The organism is Bacillus sp. GW821-FHT11D08 (assembly GCF_058808515.1).
In genome coordinates this window covers 474,885-491,628 of sequence record NZ_JBXARS010000003.1, presented here as the reverse complement: position 1 = coordinate 491,628, position 16,744 = coordinate 474,885, and the positions used below count along the sequence as shown (strand labels likewise).

Sequence of the window (16,744 nt, the reverse complement as noted above, 5' to 3'; positions counted from 1 at the left end):
TGATCAGTGATAAGCCGGAAGCCGGTCTTTGTGCGCTTCAAATAAGTCATCGCACAAAGATATGATGTCATTCATGGAAAGCTCGGCGCTTGTATGCGGGTCAAGCATGGCCGCCTGATATACGGCTTCCTTTTTTAATGTAACGGCCGCTTCGATGGTTAAAAGCTGTGTGTTAATGTTTGTTCTGTTGAGCGCCGCGAGCTGCTCGGGAAGTTCGCCCGAATAGCATGGCATAATGTGGTTTTTGACGGCTGTGCAAGGCACTTCAACGACCGCTTTCGCCGGCAGATTCGGTATCAGCCCGGTATTCAGCACATTGCCGCCGAATGTGAACGGTTTGCCCGTCTCCATCGCTTCAATAATTCTCGAACCGTATTCTTTTGAGCGTTCATGCGTCAGGTTTTGGTTGTTGATGATGCCGTCTCTCATCGTTTCCCAATTGTTGATTTGTTCCGCGCATCTCCTCGGATATTCATCAAGCGGAATTTGGAGTTCATCTATCAGCTCCGGATACCGGCTTTTTATAAAATACGGGTGATATTCGGCATTATGCTCAGATGATTCCGTTACGTAGCAGCCGAATTTATCCATCAGCTCAAACCGCACCATGTCCTTATGTTTCGTCTTTTGTTTTTCGCGTGCCCGTCTTTTAATTTCAGGATATAAATCAATTCCGTCTTTTTTAATCTCCAAAAGCCAAGCCATATGGTTAATGCCGGCAATGCGTTCTTCCGTACCTTCGTGATCCATGCCGAGTGAGTCAAACAGATCTTTGGTACATACCTGGACGCTGTGGCACAGGCCGACCGTTTTGACATTCGTATGTCTGAGCATCGCTCCGGTCAGAGAGGCCATCGGATTTGTATAGTTTAACAGCCACGCATCCGGGCAGACCTCTTCCATGTCTTTTGCGATGTCAAATAAAACGGGGATGGTGCGAAGGGAACGGAAAATGCCGCCTATTCCGACGGTATCGGCAATCGTCTGGCGGAGACCGTACCGCTTCGGGATGTCAAAGTCAATGACCGTCGCGGGTTTATAGCCTCCGACCTGAATGGCGTTTATCACATAGCCGGCGTGTTTCAGCGCCTGTTTTCGGTCATCGTAGGAGATGATGGATATACTCGTATTGTAGCGGTCTCTCATGTTTTCCAGCATGAGCTGGGATTCTTTCAGCCGTACAGCGTCAATATCATAAAGCGCGAATTCAAACCCGTTTAATGCTTCAGTCAGTAAGCAGTCCCCCAGTACATTTTTTGCGAAAATCGTGCTCCCCGCTCCGATAAACGTAATTTTCTTCAACAGAAATTCCTCCCTTTTCTTCTCAGCCTTTGACCGCCCCGGAGGACAGCCCTGAGATAAAATATTTTTGAAGCGCCAAAAACAATACGACCATCGGCAGCATCGCCATAATTGCGGCTGCGGCGACTAAGTGAAGATTGTTCGCGTTTTCGCCGAAAAATCCCGCCATGGCCACGGTCAATGTCTGCACCTTTTGATCTTGTAAAAAGAAAATCGCAAATTGGTAATCGTTCCAGATAAACACACAGGAAATAATGCAGACCGTTGCGGTAATCGGTTTCAACAAAGGAAACACGATTGTATAAAAAGTCCTGATCAATCCCGCGCCGTCCATCCTGGCGGCTTCCTCAAGCTCTTTCGGAATGGAAGAGCGGATAAACCCCGAATATAAGAAAACGGTCAGCGGCATATATGCAGCCGTATTAATGAGAATGGCTGCGGCATGCGTATTGATCAGCCCCGCATCAGCGACCATCTTGTATAAAGGAACCATGGAAGTCAAAGGCGGGATGATCATGATTGAAATCAAAAGGCCGAAGACGATTTTATTCAGCTTTGTATTTCTTCTAGCGAGCGGGTATGCGGCAAGCGAACCCATGAAAATTAATAAAGCGGCGGAAACGGCTGTAATGATGATCGTGTTCAGAAAGGATTGCCCGAGAGAGGCACGTTCCCATGCTTCACGAAAATTCTGAAATGAAAAGGCGGATGGCAGCGACCATTTTGAACTGTAGTCACCTTTTGCTTTTAATGACGTGGTCAGCAAAATATAAAAGGGGACAATATGAACGCACGAGATAACGGCTGCCAACAGCGTAAAAATCCGCATTCGGGCTGTTTTCATGACATTTCCGTCTCCTTTCGCTTGAAATACACGAGAGCCGAAAAGCTGATGACAAGAATAATGACGGACATAAACACGCCTTGGGCGGCGGCATATCCCGCATCCTGCCGTTTAAAATATAAATCATACATAAACGTTGACATCGATTGAGAGGAATTGCCCGGCCCGCCTGCGGTCAGCGCGAAAATGACATCAAACAGCTTCAGCCCGCCGATGATATTGATGACCATGTTGATGGTGACAGCCGGCATTAATAAAGGCAGGGTGATGGTGAAAAACGGCTGAAGACCTCCCGCGCCATCCATTTTTGCGGCTTCGTAATAATCTTTTGGAATGCTTTGCAGCCCCGCCAAATATACAATCATCGCAATGCCTGCGTATTGATACGTGTTAATCATGACGATAATCCACGGGTTTGCCGCAGGGCTTGCCAAGGCGTTGACAGGACCGATTCCCAGTGCGCCAAGTACATCATTCAGCGCACCCCCGTCATATGAGAAAATAAAATACCAAATGTATCCCATGATCAGCGGACTGATAATGACGGGCAGGTAGACGATCGTTCTTGTGAGCGCCTTCATTTTTAAGCTCTGATTCAAAAGCAGCGCATATAAAAGTCCGAGCATATTCTGAAAAAAAGTGCTTCCGATGCCGTAAAGCAAAGTGTTTTTCACAACAAGCCACGTGTCCGGATCTGTAAAAAGCCTTTTATATTGAGTAACCCCCACCCATTGATACGTCTGTGAGAAGCCGTTCCAGTTTGTAAATGTGATAAAAGCGCCTTTGACAAACGGAAAAATCATGAAAATAAAAACCGTGGCAAGAGCGGGAACGTACATCCACCATAGTGACGCGGGTTTTACCGGCTTTTGATGTTGAAATCCTTGGGTTTCTTTTGCAAGATCACTCATTCTTTTTCAGCTCCCTGTGAATCAGATTGAAGCCGGAGCCGCTTATATTCCCTGCCGAGTTTCGCTGAAATTTCAGCGGGGGTTAAGATATCGGCCATCAGCTCCTGCCCGGCTGTTCCCATCACATCCCACATTCCGTTCGGCAAATAAAGGCGGTCAAAATAAGGCTGCACCTTAATATGCTGATAGCGCTTATAGTCATTTGCGTAGAAAATGTCCGTTTGCACATTCACTAATCCGGCCGGAAGCGAGGTCGCTTCGGCAATTGATTTTGCATGCTCGGGTCGGGCCATAAATGCGATAAACTGTTTCGCTTCTTCAAGCCGCGGGGAATCCTTGAATGCCGCCAGCGTGTAACGTTCGCCTCCGATCCAAACCGGCGCGTCTCCCTTATGGACGGCCGGGGTCGGTATGATGCCGACTTTTACCTTCGGATTGATTTGAGCGACGTCTTGGCCGAGGGTGCCGCCCTGCAGCGTAAAGGCGATTTTGTTTTGCGCCATCAGTTCAATGAGCTGGGACCGTTTTGCCGTCACGGCATCTATATTGAGCAGGTTTTCCTTTTGCATCTCTTTCAGTTTGTCAGATAAATAGGTGAAGTGTGTCCAGCGGAAGGTTCCGTTTAACAATTGTTTTTTGTAACGGTGTGCGGGATCTGTGATGAGAAGCGGTGCGGCGAATTGATCGTAATATTGGGCAAATGAGCTTTTCTCATAGCCGGCAAACCAGAAGGGGGTGACTGTTCCGCCGCTTTTTTCTTTAATCTGTCTCAATGCCTTCATAAAATCATCCATTGTTTCCGGCGGTTTGATTCCGTATTCTTCCAACAACGTGCGATTGTAGGCCAGTCCGTCCTTTGCCTGATTCAGAGGGAAGGCGTATATTCTGCCTTTGGCGTCTTTGAGCATGCTGTTTAAATTCGGATCGAGCCGCCTCGTCCAAGACATGCCGCTGAGGTCGGCGGTATATTCTCCGTAGCGGATTTTGGCCCAGCCGTGTGTGTCGAAAAGATCGGGCATATCACCGGCCGCCATCCTGACCCTCATCATATTTTCGTAGTCATTGCCTGGGAAATGAACGTTTACTTGAATGTCCGGATGTTCTTTTTGGAATGAATCAGCCAACTTTCTGAATACGGCGCGTTCGCTGTCTGAGGATATGGTGGAATAGACTGTCAATGTTTTCTGCTTTTCTCCGGCGCCGCTCTGTTCTGCTGAGCAGCCGGGAAGTATCATGCAAGTAAAAGAAAGAAACAAAGCCAGTAAGCGTTTCATCTTTTCCTCCTTTAAATATGATATAAACGCTGCGGGACACGTCACCTCCTTTCTTGTGAGCCGCAGCTTTGTCTGACAATCAATGAAGTGGGGAGCGTCACGGCCAGCGGGACGGTTCTGCCGTTTAAACGGTCGAGAAGCAATTTGACACCCGTCCGGCCCATCTCTTCCGTGTATACTTTTACCGTTGATAACGGCGTGCTGGCGTATTCTGCCTCATCAATTCCGTTGAAGCTGACAACCGCCGTATCGCGCGGGACTTGAAGGCCGGCTTCCTGCAAGGCTTTTAAAGCGCCGACAGCCATCGAATCACTTGCGATAAAAAAGGCATCGGGGAGACTTCCGCCTTTGATGGCTTCATTCATCAGCCGGAACCCTTCGTGCATGCTGTATTCGCCGATCAGTACATGCTCCGGCTCGGCGCCGGCCATTTGTAAGAAAGCGGTCAGACGCTTATCCTCAATCGTTTTATTGCTGTTTACACCGTCTATGACGGTATGCTCCCGCTCCCGGCCGCCGATATAACCGAGCCGCTGGTAACCGAGCGACAGAAGATGTTCTATCGCCTTTTGCGCTGCGGCATAAAAATCCACGCTGACGGAATCGTAGCGGGCGGGATCGGGGGTGCCGTTAACAAATACCGCGTGCCTGAAAGCGGCGCTGATATTCGTAAGCGCCTCGTCTTGCAGGCTGCCGATGACGATGACGCCGTCCAGTTCGTGAAACATATGCTCTTGAAAAGAACCGAGATGGATAGAAGATGTGATAAAAATTTTTTGCCGAAAGCATTCTTCTTCAATGCCTTTTCGGATCGCCGAAAAATAAGGATCCTGCCGTTCTTCTTCCGGTGACAGGCAGCTGACAACGCCGATCAGGGGCGCTGAATCGCTGCGGCTGCGGTTCTTCCGTTTTTTTGCCGACGGCTGATAGCCCAGCTCATCGGCGATCCTCAGAACTTTTTCTCTTGTTTCATCAGTCACAGCCAAAGAGTCATCCTTATTCAAAATTCTCGATACTGTCGCGCTGGATACAGATGCCTGTAAGGCAATATCTTTGAGACGGACCATTTCGCATCTCCTTTTTACTAAATATTTACTAAACAGAAATGACCTGGTTATTGTTAAAATGATATTATCATACGAGAGTAAGCGTTTTCAATAACTATTTTTGGTTACTTTTAGTAAAAATCAGTAAAAAAGAAAATCTGTTTTTCTCTATCATATTTCAATTGAACCGGAATAAATTGATAGAGAAAGGAGAGGGTGATGTGCTGAAGATAGCTGTTTTTGATGAGGAGCATGAAAAGGATCTGCAGACTGAAGTCAATACATTTTTAAAGGGGATTTCTGATGAACAGCTCGTTGATATTAAATATACGGTAGCGGCGGCCTGTGATCCTGAAGGTGAGCAGCTTTATTGTTTTTCCGCTCTCATTTTATACCGAAAATAAAAAAGCCCGGACGAAATGCCGGGCTTCGTTGTTCATTATGCTTTTTTGACGCGGGGACTTCTTGGTTTTTGGTATTTCTCCGCTTGTTTGATTCCTTTTCTCTCGCTCGCTAATGACTTGTACAGAGACACGATCATCAGAAGGATCACGACTGAAAACGGAACCGCGGCGAGAATGGCCGTGTTTTGCAGTGCGGCCAGACCGCCGGAATATAACAAAACCGCTGCCACGGCGGACTGGATGACGCCCCAGATGATTTTCACCCGGTTTGACGGGTCTAAAGAGCCGTAAGACGTTTGCATTCCAAGCACAAATGTCGCTGAATCCGCTGATGTAATAAAGAATACAGCGATCAGAACAAGCGTTAATACGGATGTCACCATTGTCAGCGGATAGTGGCTGAGTGCGCCGAACAGCATCGTATCCGTTGACATTCCCGCGACATTGAATACGCCTTTCTGCTGAAGATCCATCGCGGATACACCGAAGATCGCAAACCATAAGAAAGCCAATATACAAGGTGTCACCAATACCCCGATTAAAAATTCCCGGATCGTCCGGCCCCTTGATACACGGGCGATAAAAATGCCGACAAACGGCGACCAGGATATCCACCAGGCCCAATAGAAAATGGTCCAGCTGTTAATCCATTCGCGTTTTTGGGGATCATTCGGAGACAAGCGAAAGCTCATCTGCACGATATTTTGGATGTATTGGCCGATAGAATCGGTAAATGAGTTCATAATCAGCACCGTCGGACCTGCAATGAGCATAAAGATCATTAAAATAGCCGCGAGCGCCATGTTGGTATTGCTTAAGTATTTAATCCCTTTGCCGATTCCGCTCCACGCAGAAATCAAAAATAACACGGTCACGACAGCGATCAGGATCAGCTGAACGGAAAATGTTTTCGGAATGCCGAATAAATAATGCAAACCGCCGTTGATCTGAGTCGCTCCGAGCCCTAAGCTTGTCGCCACACCGACAACGGTCGCAAACACGGCGATACAGTCAATCGCTTTGCCGATCGGGCCGTTTACTTTATCGCCCAAAAGCGGTGTCAGTGTGCTGCTGATCAAACCGGGCGCGTCTTTTCTGAATTGAAAATATGCGATACATAAAGCGACAACCGCATAGATGGCCCAAGCGTGCAGCCCCCAGTGGAAAAATGTGTACCGGAGCGCATCACGAAATGCTTGGGGCGTTTCTGTTTCACCTGAGGGAGAGCTGATGGCGTAATGGCTGATCGGTTCCGCAGCCCCGTAAAATACCAAACCGATTCCCATGCCTGCGCTGAAAAGCATGGCAAACCATGATAATAAGCCGAATTCCGGTTTTTCCCCGGGTTTTCCGAGTTTTATTGTGCCGATCGGACTTACAATGAGAAAGAGACAGAAACCGACAAATATAGAAACGACCAGCAGATAATACCAGCCGAAAGAATCCGTAATAAATTTTTGTGCCGTATCAGTGACTTGCTGCAGGCTGTCAGGAGAAATGGCCCCCCATAAAACCGCAGCGGCTGTGATGACAATCACAATCCAAAAAACACTGGAGATGTTCTTCTTCAAACGTTCTCACCCTCTGACTATTTTTTTCAATACGCCATTTTGTTTTAGTATGGTCGTACGATTGCAGATCAATCCTTTCTTCCTATTCCCTCAATCAGGTGAAACAAAACGCAGAAAACTCTATCATGTTTTTGGTCAATTATCAATGGGGACGCTCAGGTAAATGCGCTTTAAACCATTTAGAGCGAGCGTGAGAAACGTCCTGCATTCAAACCGGCGAGACGCCCTGTGACAAAGGCTGAAGTGATATTGTAGCCCCCGGTATAGCCGTGAATGTCGAGTATTTCTCCGCAAAAATATAAGCCTTCCATTTTTTTTGACGCCATTTGTTTCGGCTCAATCTCTTTTACGGAAACACCTCCGCCTGTGACAAACGCTTTGTCCAAAGAAAGCGTTCCGTCAGCGGCAACCGTAAATTGTTTGCAGTCTTTGACAAAAGCCCTGAATTGATCCTTCGGCAGTTCCGTAAAGCTTGTCTGCGGATCAAGACCGTTCCGTTCCAGAAGAAAAAGCAGGTACCGTTCCTGCATCCACGGCTTCAGCGCATTTTTGAGCGCTTTTTTCGGTGCGTCTTTCAGTTCCTTGTGCATCTTTTGAAATAACTCTTCCTCGTTGATGCCGGGAAACAGATCGATGCGGAGTTTGACCTCTGGCTGCTTTTTCAGTTCTTTGACGACAAACTGGCTGCAGCGGAGAATGGCGGGGCCTGACAAGCCGAAATGGGTGAACAGCATGTCCATCACGTGTGTGACGATTGGTTTGCCTTTTTTATTCAGGACGCTGACGGCCGCGTTTCTAAGAGACAGCCCCTGAAGTGTTTTTTGTTTAATAAACGGTTCTGACGACGTAACCGGCACTTCCGTCGGAAAGAGTTCGGTCACGGTATGACCGGCCGCTTCCGCCCATGCATAGCCGTCTCCGGTGCTGCCGGTATGCGGGACTGATTTTCCGCCGACCGCGATAATAACGGCGTCTGCGTTAATGTGTTCGTCATTGTTTGTCGTAATGCCTGCTGTCCTGCCGTTCTCGTACCGCACTTCTTTGATTTTTTCATTTGTGCGGATGGTGACATTCAGTTGTTTTAATCGGTTTAAAAGCGCATCGACAACGCTTTGCGCTTTGTCCGTCACCGGGAACATGCGCCCGTGGTCTTCTTCTTTCAGCTGAATGCCGAGTTTTTCAAAAAAGGCGATGATATCTTCATTATTAAATTCGGAAAACGCGCTGTATAAAAAGCGGCCGTTGCCGGGGATGTGTTTGATGATTTCTTCAACGGGGAGGCGGTTGGTCACGTTGCAGCGCCCGCCGCCGGAAATCGCCAGCTTCCGTCCCAGCTTGTTTCCTTTATCGATTAATAATACGTCCGCCCCTTCTTCGCCTGCCGCAATCGCAGCCATTAAACCGGACGGGCCGCCGCCGATCACAATCACGTCATAATGTTTCATCTTTCATCAACAACTTTCTTTTTCACGTATAATAGGCGGAAATGTCCGCTTTCTGCTATTATAGCGAAAGAAAGGGAATCCTTAAACGTATTTTGTTTTTTAAAGAGTTTTCCCAAAAAGTTTCCCGCTGTAATTATTACCGTCTAATTGCCCAGTTGTGTTAAAATAGAAAAGTTGAATCTTCGTAGAAAATGGTGATGAGGAAACATGTCAAGCAAATTGTTAAGGGGCACGTTCGTGCTGACGCTCGGCACCTATATATCGCGGATTTTAGGGATGATTTATCTGATCCCGTTCGGAGCGATGGTCGGAGCGACGGGCGGAGCTTTGTTTCAATACGGATATAATCAATATACACTGTTTTTAAACATTGCCACGATGGGATTTCCCGCCGCGGTTTCAAAATTTGTCTCGAAATATAATTCCAAGGGAGACTATGAGACAAGCAGGCGGATGCTGAGAGCGGGAATGTCGGTTATGCTCGTAACCGGGATGATCGCTTTTTCAATTCTTTATATTTCGGCGCCGTTTTTTGCGGAAACATCTCTCGGCGGCACGAGTAACAACGGACTTACGATTGACCACGTCGTTTATGTCATCCGGATGGTCAGTCTGGCACTTTTGGTCGTGCCGATTATGAGTCTTGTGCGCGGTTTTTTCCAAGGTCATCAGATGATGGGGCCGACAGCCGTTTCACAGGTTGTGGAGCAGCTTGCCCGGATCATCTTTTTATTGGGCGCAACGTATTTGATTTTAAGAGTGATCAACGGCGGCCTTGTCATCGCAGTCGGATACGCGACTTTCGCGGCGCTGATCGGATCATTCGGAGGGCTTGTCGTCCTTTATATTTACTGGAATAAGCGGAAGGGCGATCTTCTGGCGATGAAGCCGAATCTCGTCCCGTCTGCGAACTTAAGTTATAAAAAAATGTTCATTGAGCTTTTCAGTTATGCCGCTCCTTACGTATTTGTCGGACTGGCGATTCCTTTGTATTCGTATATCGATACGAATACGTTTAATAAAGCGATGATTGCGGCGGGCCATAAGGATATCAGCCAGGACATGCTTGCGATTGTCACCCTTTATGTGCCGAAGCTTGTGATGATCCCGGTTTCTCTGGCGACCGCTTTCGGTCTGACGCTGATTCCGACGATTACTGAATCGTTTACGAGCAGGAATTATAAGCTTTTGAACCAGCAGATTAACCAGACGATGCAAATCATTCTGTTTTTGGTTATTCCCGCCGTTGTCGGGATGTCCGTGTTATCGGGTCCGGCCTATACGTTTTTCTACGGCTCTGAAAGTCTTCGCCCGGATATCGGACAGGATATATTGTTCTGGTACGCGCCTGTCGCGATACTGTTTTCTCTGTTTACCGTAAACGCCGCGATCCTGCAAGGGATTAATAAGCAGAAATTTGCTGTCGTGAGTCTTTTCATCGGCGTTATTATAAAAGTGGTGCTGAACGTGCCGCTGATCAAGCTGTTTCAGGGAGACGGGGCCATCTTGGCAACGGCGCTCGGTTATATCGCTTCTCTTCTGTACGGTTTTATTATGATTAAGCGCCATGCGGGCTATTCGTATACGGTACTTATAAAACGGGTCATTTTAATCGCGGTCCTGTCCGTCGTGATGGGAGTCGCGGTCAAGCTGACTCAATGGCTGCTCAGCTTCTTTGTAACATACCAAAGCGGCCAGGTGCATGCGGCGATTGTCGTCTTTGTCTGCGCCGCTGTCGGCGGTGCGGTGTACATGTTTGCCGCGTACCGAATCGGATTTTTACAGAAAATGTTTGGAAACCGTCTGCCCCGCGTTTTGAGGAGAGGCAGGCATTCCGCCCATTGAGAAATAATGAATAGTCCGCTTATCGCGGGCTTTTCTTTTTAAAGGAGAGGATCAGGATGAGACTTGATAAGCTGCTTGCCAACAGCGGATTCGGCTCAAGAAAAGATGTGAAAAAAATCGTCAAGGCTGGGGCTGTCATGATTGACGGAGAGCCGGCGAAAGATGTGAAAACCCATGTCGATCCGGAAAAACAGGACATCACGGTATACGGAGAGCCGGCAGACTATCGTGAATTTATTTATGTCATGATGAATAAGCCGCAAGGAGTGCTGTCCGCTACCGAAGACAGCCGCCAGCAAACGGTGGTTGATCTGCTGACGCCTGAAGAACAGCGATTTGAACCGTTTCCGGCGGGACGTCTTGATAAGGATACGGAAGGCTTTTTGCTTCTGACCAATGACGGGCAGCTCGCTCATCGCCTGCTTTCTCCGAAAAAGCATGTGCCCAAAACATATGAGGTCCGGTTAACCTCGCCTCTGTCACCGGAAGACATCGTTCATCTGGAAAGAGGCGTCGTCATTGAAGGAGGCTATAAGACGAAGCCGGCAGCCGTTGAAATCATTACAGAAAGCCCGGATGAAACGGTGATTCACTTGACCATTACAGAAGGCAAATATCATCAGGTGAAGCTGATGGCAAAGGCTGTCGGAAATGAAGTGGCTTATTTGAAGCGGCTTTCGATGGGGGCTGTTTCTCTTGACCCGGATCTTAAACCGGGAGAATTCCGCGAGCTGACTGAAGAGGAGCTCGAAACGCTGAGAGGCGCTGAAGTGTAATCGATATCAGAAAAGCCCAAAACAGATTTGTTTTGGGCTTTTTATATAGAGGAACAAAAAACAAGGCAAAGACGCTGCTTTGCCTTGCAGCATGTCAGGCCGAAAAGGGCCTTATGTAATTGTTCGCTTAAGATGTAATTTTCACTTTTTTTCGTGTTGTCTCCCACTTGCCTCGGCTAGGACTATGAACAAGATCATTGTATGCTAACACATTTAAGTCTCGCTGAATGGTTCTAGGTGTAATGCCGAATTCATCAACCAGTTCCTGTGTTGTCACAAGGCCTTTTTCCTGGATGAACATGTAAACTGATTTAATCCGAGTCAGCATACGATTTGTTGAAGGTTTCAAAAAACCACTCCCTATCATAAGATCGGATGGACTTGATATACCACAACTTTCGACTCTAAAACTTCGTACGAATAAGCAACAAAGGATGACATTCTGTTTTTTCTCTTTTAACTGCCTCCATTATACACGATATGGACAACATGAATCTAGGAATAAGCGCAGATAATTTTTTCCAAATGGGTGCCGCCTTGGTGCATTACTATGCCCGGTCCGCTTTTAATATTATGGAAACTGAAACTTTTTTTATACATGTCCGTATGAAAACGGGGGAGTGAGAAGTTTGGGAGAATTATTGAATGCAAACATTGTCTGCGCCGGTTATGCTGACAGGCCGAAGGTGATTTCTGATGTATCTCTGTCAGTCAACGCTGGTGAAATTGCCGGTTTAATCGGAGCGAACGGCGCGGGGAAAAGCACAGTGATAAAGGCGGTTCTCGGGCTGTCCCGGGATATAGAAGGCGGTATTGAGTGGAATGATTCATCTTATGCTTACATACCGGAGCGTCCGAGTTTTTATGATGAACTGACGCTTTGGGAGCATCTCGAGCTGACCGGGTCATTGCGGGGCATGAAAGGGGAAGAGTGCCGTGAGCGGGCAGGGCGGCTGCTTGAAGAGTTTTCGCTGACGTCTGTAACACATGATTTGCCTTCCGGTTTTTCAAAAGGGATGCAGCAAAAATTGATGCTCATACAGGCATTTTTGGCGAAGCCGGATATTTACATCATTGATGAGCCTTTTATCGGACTTGATCCGATCTCAACGAAGCTGTTTACCGACATGCTGATTGCTGAGAAAGAAAGGGGCGCGGGAATTTTGATGTGCACTCATGTTCTGGATACGGCGGAAAAAATCTGCGACCGGTTTTATTTGCTGGATCAGGGAGCTCTGCTTCTTCAAGGCACGTTAGAGGAGCTTCAGGAAAAAACGGGGAGCCGTTCACTGCTGGATTGCTTTTATTCAGCGGTTCGGAGCAGTCAGCGATGACCGGGCGGGCTTTGTTTTTTCAAAGGCTGTTTCATTATTGGCGGTATCAATGGAAGGTGTTTCAGACGGTCATTGATTGGACGGTCGCGCTGTATATCGTTCTTCCCGCTGCCGCATTTGCCGTTTATCAATATGCTGAATGGCTGAACGGCAGGGGGCTTCTTAATGGAGCGGCAGGAGTATTAGGATGGGGCTGGCTGTATGTATTCAGTGCCCTGCTATTGTGCACGGGTTTTATTCATACCTTTTTGCTGGAAGCGGATCACGTATTTTTGGTGCATGCAAAACATCTGATGCAAAAGCTGAAACGGTACGCGCTTTTGTATTCGATGTTCCTTTCCCTTATCAAATGGGGTGCGCTTGCCATATTGTTATTTCCCTTATGGCGCCAGTACGGTGACTGTCCCTTACCGGCATATTCGGGTATGTTTTGCTGTCTGTTCGGCTTCCATACTGCAATATTAGCGGTGCACCGACACAGAAAAAACAGCAGGCGGACATTCGGGAATCAGGCGGCAGGCTGGCTGAAAGTGATGGTTCTGATGGCGGGTGCGTTTTTTATGATCGTCTTTGCCGCCGAATGGTATTGGCTTTGGCCGGCGGGATGTATATTGTTCATCTGTTCCGCTCTTTTGACTTGGAAAGGGACGGAGACATTATCGGCCTTTGAGGAAGAAGTGCTTGAGGAGAACAGGCGCAAGCTTTCATTCGCGGCCTCTGTTTTGATGCTCAGCCATGATGTGCAGCTCCCGAATGGTAAACATAAAGGGCGGAGCAAGCCGTTTTTATATCCCGGCTCAAAGCACATCTTTACAAAACGGTCGGCGTATACGGCGTGGAAAGAATTGTTCTTTAAAGTGCTGATCCGAAACGGCGGGTATCTCCGGCAGCTTTACCTTTTAACCGCGGCTTTTACGGCTCTTATTCTCGTTCTTCCGCTCTTAGTGAAGCCGGCAGTCCTCATTTTGTTTGCAATCGTCAGCCGCTATGCCGCGTCACTTTTATTTGACCGGATCACGGATAAACCGGTTTTAAGCGGTATCAAGAGAGACAGTGATGACTATTTCAGGGCGCGAAACAGCGCATTAACCGTCATCCAAGTCATCTGTTCCGCCTGGTGTCTCATTGCCGCGATTCTTTCCGTTCTTTATATGTGAAAATCCCTTTCCGAAAAAGGAAAGGGATTTTTCTTAATGTCCGTTCAAAATAAAAAGCTGAATAAAAAACAGCACGGCGAAGATGATGACTAAAGGATGGATTTCGCGCCATTTTTTCTTAGCTGCTTTAACAAGCGGATATGAAATGAAGCCGAGTGCGATTCCGGTTGAAATACTGGACGTTAAAGGCATCGCCAAAATGACGAGAAAGGCCGGGAACGCTTCATCAAGCTCATTCCAGCGGATATTCGACACAGCACCCATCATCAGGCTGCCGACAATAATCAGAGCCGGTGACGTAATCGCGGACACTTCCGATAAGACGCTGACAAGCGGGCTGAAAAACATGGAAACGGCAAACATAACGGCAATCGTCAGCGCCGTCAGACCCGTTCTTCCGCCGGCCGCCACACCTGCTGAAGATTCAACGAACGCGGTCGTCGGGCTGGTGCCGAAGATGCTTCCCACCGTCGTAGCGGTCGAATCAGCCAAAAGCGCTCTTCTGGCATTCGGCAGCTGATTGTTTTTGATCAGTCCCGCTTGTTCGGCGACACCGATCATGGTGCCGGTCGTGTCAAAAATCGTAACGAGAAGAAAAGAAAACACAACAGCGTACAGACCGTGATGCACGACATCCCCGAGGGCTCCGAACGGATTTGTGATCAAAAGCCCCTCCGGCAGGTGCGGGAAGGACATGAATCCTTTCGCGAAATGGATCTGTCCGGTCAAAAAGGCAATGATAGCGGTCAGCGCCATGCCGATGAACAGAGCCCCGTTAACATTCAGCACCATCAGTACAATACTGATGATAAGCCCGATAAGCGTTAAAATGACGGCGGGCGAATGAAGATCGCCGAGTGCGACCAGATTAGATTTATCAGCCGTGATGATTCCGGATTGGCGTAAGCCGATAAAAGCGATAAATAAGCCGATGCCGGTCGTAATTCCGTATTTTAAATTGTCCGGAATCGCTTCTATAAGTTGTTTTCTTAAAGGCGTTAACGATAAAATAATAAAGATGACTCCCGCGATAAAAACGGCGCTGAAAGCCGTCTGATACGTAATGCCGCTGCCTGTGCCGACAACGTGAAAGGCGAGATACGCGTTTAAGCCCATGCCGGGGGCAATGGCGATCGGAAAATTCGCAGCGAGAGCCATCCATAAAGTTCCGACAATGGAAGCGATAATCGTCGCGGTGAACACCTGGTCAAACGGAATTCCCGCATTGGAAAGGATCACCGGATTGACGACAATGATATACACCATTGTGAAAAAGGTGGTCAATCCCGCGGTAATTTCTCTTTTTATTGTCGTTTGATGCTTGTCGAGATGAAACATAAGTACCTCCAATGACGAACATTTTTTCAAAACATCATCTATATTATTCGTTTTAACGACATTTTGCAAGTCTTTATCAAGAAAGGGGATTTGTGATGAACTGGGAAGTTGAAGTCATCAGAAACAAAGAAGATCTGATCCGTGACACGCAGAAGTTTTTGCAGATCAACAGCGTAATGGACGAATCAACAGCCGGTCCCGGCCGGCCGTTTGGAGAAGGCGTCAATGCCAGCCTGACGTCACTGCTGGAATTCGGTGAAAAAGAAGGCTTCACCGTAAAGAATCTTGATGGCTATGCGGGCCATATTGAATGGGGAACGGGTGACGAAATCGTCGGCGTTTTGTGCCACGTCGATGTCGTTCCGCCCGGAGACGGCTGGACGAGCGATCCGTTTTCAGCCGATATCAGGGACGGCCGGATATATGCCAGAGGCGCCATAGATGATAAAGGGCCGACAATGGCGGCGTTTTATGCGCTGAAAATCGTCAAAGACATGCAGCTCCCTTTATCCAAACGCGTGAGAATCATCATCGGAACGGATGAAGAAAGTGATTGGAGATGCGTGGATCACTACTTCAAACACGAAAAAATGCCTGACATCGGCTTTGCTCCTGACGCGGATTTTCCGATCATTAACGCGGAAAAAGGAATTATAGATGCATCACTGCGCATTGTAAAAAGCGCTTCTGACAAAGACGCAAAAAACGGGCTTCTGTCATTCCGTTCAGGACTGCGCTTGAACATGGTGCCGGATGCGGCTGAAGCGGTTATTGAAGGGGACGGTCTTGATGCCGTGCACGCATATTTCAGCAAATGGCTTGAGCAGTCAAAAACACAAGGTGAAGCAATTTCGGAAAATGGAAAACTGACGCTTCGGGTATACGGAAAATCATGCCACGCGATGGAACCGGATAATGGTGTCAATGCCGGCTTAAAGCTTGCTGAATGCCTTAACGGAACAGAGCTGGATGAAGCCGGAAAGCACTTTGTCAAAACCGTCAGTGACTATTTTTTAAATGATACACGAGGCAAAAAACTGAAAATTGATTGCAGGGATGACATCAGCGGAGAGCTTACATTGAATGTCGGCACCTTTACATACAGAAAGGGTGAGGAAGGAGAACTCGGCATCAACATCCGTTATCCCGTCACTTCAGACAGCAAAGTCATCCGTGATGCTTTTACGTCTGCTGAAGAATTCCGGCTTGAAGAATTTAAAGACAGCAAACCGCACCACGTTTCTGCCGATCATCCGCTCGTAAAGACGCTTCAAAAGGTTTACGAAGGACAGACGGGAAAGAAAGCGGATCTGATTTCAATCGGCGGAGGAACGTATGCGAGATCCCTTTCGGCGGGCGTCGCGTTCGGGCCGCTGTTCCCCGGCCGGCCTGACAGCGCGCATCAAAAGGATGAGTACATTGAAATCGATGACCTTCTCCGGTCAACCGCTTTATACGCCGAAGCCATTTATGAGCTTGCCAAGTGATAATAAAAAG

The 16,744-nt window shown here is 47.8% G+C and carries 15 protein-coding genes; 6 read left to right on the top strand and 9 right to left on the bottom strand.

The window, feature by feature from the left end:
* Positions 1–3: 3 nt before the first annotated feature.
* Genes melA through AC1RRX_RS09340 form a run of 5 tightly spaced genes read right to left on the bottom strand, consistent with a single transcriptional unit; the run spans position 4 to position 5,398 of the window.
* Entirely contained in the window at positions 4–1,302 is a 1,299-nt protein-coding gene (gene melA, locus AC1RRX_RS09360; RefSeq protein ID WP_007408804.1) for an alpha-galactosidase MelA, read from the bottom strand.
* A gap of 22 nt (positions 1,303–1,324) precedes the next feature.
* The gene (locus AC1RRX_RS09355) at positions 1,325–2,146 is read right to left on the bottom strand and encodes a carbohydrate ABC transporter permease (RefSeq protein WP_007408803.1); all 822 of its coding nucleotides are present in this window, start codon (positions 2,144–2,146) and stop codon (positions 1,325–1,327) included.
* Positions 2,143–3,057, bottom strand: coding sequence for a carbohydrate ABC transporter permease (locus tag AC1RRX_RS09350; RefSeq protein ID WP_015240414.1), 915 nt, complete (start codon positions 3,055–3,057; stop codon positions 2,143–2,145). Before AC1RRX_RS09350 ends, AC1RRX_RS09355 begins: the two co-directional genes overlap by 4 nt.
* Complete coding sequence (locus AC1RRX_RS09345) at positions 3,054–4,331, bottom strand: ABC transporter substrate-binding protein (protein WP_144464235.1); 1,278 nt, start codon at positions 4,329–4,331, stop codon at positions 3,054–3,056. Before AC1RRX_RS09345 ends, AC1RRX_RS09350 begins: the two co-directional genes overlap by 4 nt.
* A gap of 41 nt (positions 4,332–4,372) precedes the next feature.
* Complete coding sequence (locus AC1RRX_RS09340; protein ID WP_106080244.1) at positions 4,373–5,398, bottom strand: LacI family DNA-binding transcriptional regulator; 1,026 nt, start codon at positions 5,396–5,398, stop codon at positions 4,373–4,375.
* Between the two features lie 200 nt (positions 5,399–5,598).
* Between AC1RRX_RS09340 and AC1RRX_RS09335 the strand changes: the two genes are divergently transcribed.
* Positions 5,599–5,781 (top strand): sporulation protein Cse60, encoded by a 183-nt coding sequence (locus tag AC1RRX_RS09335; protein ID WP_003152309.1) that lies wholly within the window; start codon positions 5,599–5,601, stop codon positions 5,779–5,781.
* 35 nt (positions 5,782–5,816) lie between these two features.
* Here AC1RRX_RS09335 and opuD read toward each other — a convergent pair whose 3' ends face one another.
* Both opuD and AC1RRX_RS09325 read right to left on the bottom strand, forming a co-directional pair.
* Positions 5,817–7,352, bottom strand: coding sequence for a glycine betaine transporter OpuD (gene opuD / locus AC1RRX_RS09330; RefSeq protein ID WP_007408799.1), 1,536 nt, complete (start codon positions 7,350–7,352; stop codon positions 5,817–5,819).
* 179 nt (positions 7,353–7,531) lie between these two features.
* Positions 7,532–8,797 (bottom strand): BaiN/RdsA family NAD(P)/FAD-dependent oxidoreductase, encoded by a 1,266-nt coding sequence (locus tag AC1RRX_RS09325; RefSeq protein WP_007408798.1) that lies wholly within the window; start codon positions 8,795–8,797, stop codon positions 7,532–7,534.
* A gap of 207 nt (positions 8,798–9,004) precedes the next feature.
* On the opposite strand from AC1RRX_RS09325, the gene AC1RRX_RS09320 reads away from it, so the two are divergent.
* Both AC1RRX_RS09320 and AC1RRX_RS09315 read left to right on the top strand, forming a co-directional pair.
* Entirely contained in the window at positions 9,005–10,642 is a 1,638-nt protein-coding gene (locus tag AC1RRX_RS09320; RefSeq protein ID WP_003152313.1) for a putative polysaccharide biosynthesis protein, read from the top strand.
* A gap of 56 nt (positions 10,643–10,698) precedes the next feature.
* Positions 10,699–11,418: a pseudouridine synthase gene (locus tag AC1RRX_RS09315; protein ID WP_007408795.1), complete on the top strand. Its 720-nt coding sequence runs from the start codon at positions 10,699–10,701 to the stop codon at positions 11,416–11,418.
* Between the two features lie 127 nt (positions 11,419–11,545).
* On the opposite strand, the gene AC1RRX_RS09310 is transcribed toward AC1RRX_RS09315, so the two are convergent.
* Complete coding sequence (locus tag AC1RRX_RS09310) at positions 11,546–11,767, bottom strand: DeoR family transcriptional regulator (protein WP_003152337.1); 222 nt, start codon at positions 11,765–11,767, stop codon at positions 11,546–11,548.
* A 280-nt stretch (positions 11,768–12,047) separates the two neighbouring features.
* Here AC1RRX_RS09310 and AC1RRX_RS09305 point away from each other — a divergent pair, with 280 nt between their 5' ends.
* Together AC1RRX_RS09305 and AC1RRX_RS09300 are read left to right on the top strand one after the other, a co-directional pair.
* The gene (locus tag AC1RRX_RS09305; protein WP_033574228.1) at positions 12,048–12,752 is read left to right on the top strand and encodes an ABC transporter ATP-binding protein; all 705 of its coding nucleotides are present in this window, start codon (positions 12,048–12,050) and stop codon (positions 12,750–12,752) included.
* Positions 12,749–13,909, top strand: coding sequence for an ABC transporter permease (locus AC1RRX_RS09300; RefSeq protein ID WP_020956229.1), 1,161 nt, complete (start codon positions 12,749–12,751; stop codon positions 13,907–13,909). Before AC1RRX_RS09305 ends, AC1RRX_RS09300 begins: the two co-directional genes overlap by 4 nt.
* Positions 13,910–13,942: 33 nt before the next feature.
* Here AC1RRX_RS09300 and AC1RRX_RS09295 read toward each other — a convergent pair whose 3' ends face one another.
* A complete protein-coding gene (locus AC1RRX_RS09295; RefSeq protein ID WP_014418668.1) occupies positions 13,943–15,247 on the bottom strand; it encodes an NCS2 family permease in 1,305 nt (434 codons plus the stop codon).
* Between the two features lie 95 nt (positions 15,248–15,342).
* On the opposite strand from AC1RRX_RS09295, the gene pepV reads away from it, so the two are divergent.
* Complete coding sequence (gene pepV, locus AC1RRX_RS09290; protein WP_020956228.1) at positions 15,343–16,734, top strand: dipeptidase PepV; 1,392 nt, start codon at positions 15,343–15,345, stop codon at positions 16,732–16,734.
* The last annotated feature ends 10 nt before the right edge of the window (positions 16,735–16,744 follow it).